This is a genomic window from Macrococcus carouselicus (assembly GCF_004359515.1).
Lineage (GTDB): Bacteria > Bacillota > Bacilli > Staphylococcales > Staphylococcaceae > Macrococcus > Macrococcus carouselicus.
In genome coordinates, this window is record NZ_SCWD01000013.1 from 1 (window position 1) to 1,508 (window position 1,508).

General features: G+C 40.8%; 2 protein-coding genes. Both read left to right on the top strand.

Annotated elements, in window-relative coordinates; translation table 11 throughout:
• Nucleotides 1–53 precede the first annotated feature (53 nt).
• A complete protein-coding gene (locus tag ERX40_RS11025; protein WP_133418546.1) occupies nt 54–599 on the top strand; it encodes a transposase in 546 nt (181 codons plus the stop codon).
• Complete coding sequence (locus ERX40_RS11030) at nt 569–1,453, top strand: IS3 family transposase (RefSeq protein ID WP_243713060.1); 885 nt, start codon at nt 569–571, stop codon at nt 1,451–1,453. Before ERX40_RS11025 ends, ERX40_RS11030 begins: the two co-directional genes overlap by 31 nt.
• Nucleotides 1,454–1,508 lie beyond the last annotated feature (55 nt).

Sequence of the window (1,508 nt, forward strand, 5' to 3'; positions counted from 1 at the left end):
TGTACTGCACCCCAAAAGTTAGACCTAAAATCTAACGTTTGGGGTGCTTTTATTTGGCTAAATATGATCTGGAATTCAAGATGAAAGTAGTAAATGAATATATCAATGGTCCGGGAGGATATAAGACAGTTGGTGAACGCCATGGAATTGGACATGCAATGGTTCGAAAATGGTATCTAGCTTACTGTGCCTCCGGCATAGAAGGACTGGAACGTAAAAAAACAAGAACGAAATATAGTTTAGAAGATAAAATTGCTATACTGAGATGGATGAGGGAAAATGATGCTTCACTGACCATCACCTCCGCCAAATTCCGCATCAATAATCCGTCTCTTATCGCTGCCTGGAGAATTGCTTTTCGCAGGCATGGTATAGATGGATTGACTGAAAAGAGGAAAGGACGTCCATCGATGAAGAAACCGAAGAAAGTTGATAAGCGCAAAACTGACTATGTCAAAAACCTTGAACACGAGAATGAACTCCTTAGAGCTGAACTGGCCTACATAAAAAAGTTGAAAGCTTCAGGGATAAGTATACCGAGCCGTCTTCTAAAATCGAATCACGGGTCATTAAGGAACTCAGAAAAGAATTCAGATTAAAGGTTATCCTTGAAGCACTTAATTTTCCGAAGGCGACATATATGTACTGGCAGAAACAGTTTGATAAAGAAAATGAAGACCAGGAGATAGAGGATGAGATCAAAAAGATTTTCGAGGAGAATGACGGGAACTATGGGTACAGGAGGATTACAGGCGAGCTGAGAAGGAGAGGCCACCTGATTAACCATAAGAAAGTTCAAAGAATCATGCGTAAATTCAAGCTGAAATCCATCTCATTCACAAGAAAAAGCAGAAGATATTCTTCTTATAAGGGGACGATTGGACGTATCGCTGATAATCTGGTAAACCGCCGGTTTGATACAGGTATCCCCTATCAAAAGATAACGACTGATACATCAGAGTTCAAATACCATTATCTGAATGAAAACGGTAAAGTTTGTATCGGCAAGCTTTACCTCGATCCTTTCATGGATCTGTTTAACAGAGAGATCATCTCATACCGTATATCCAGAAGACCCAATTCCGAAGCCGTCCTGTCAGCTCTTTCTGAGGCAATCGCAGTTACTGATGCATGTGAATTCAGGAGGACCTTTCATAGTGACCAGGGCTGGGCCTATCAGATGGGCGCATATACACGCAAACTCAGTGATAACGGAATATTTCAGAGTATGTCACGCAAGGGCAACTGTCTAGACAATTCTCCTATGGAGAGCTTTTTCAGTGTCCTGAAGCAGGAAATGTTCCATGAAAAAATATACGAAAGCTATGAGCAGCTGGAAGAAGCAATCCACAGCTATATATGGTATTACAATAATAAGCGCATTAAATCTAGACTGAACTGGATGAGCCCGGTAGGGTTCAGAGAGAAAACTCTAAGTTTGAAAACTGCATAAAAAAAGGAATGGATTTCTCCATTCCAAAAAAGTCTAACTTTCGGGGGTCACTTCA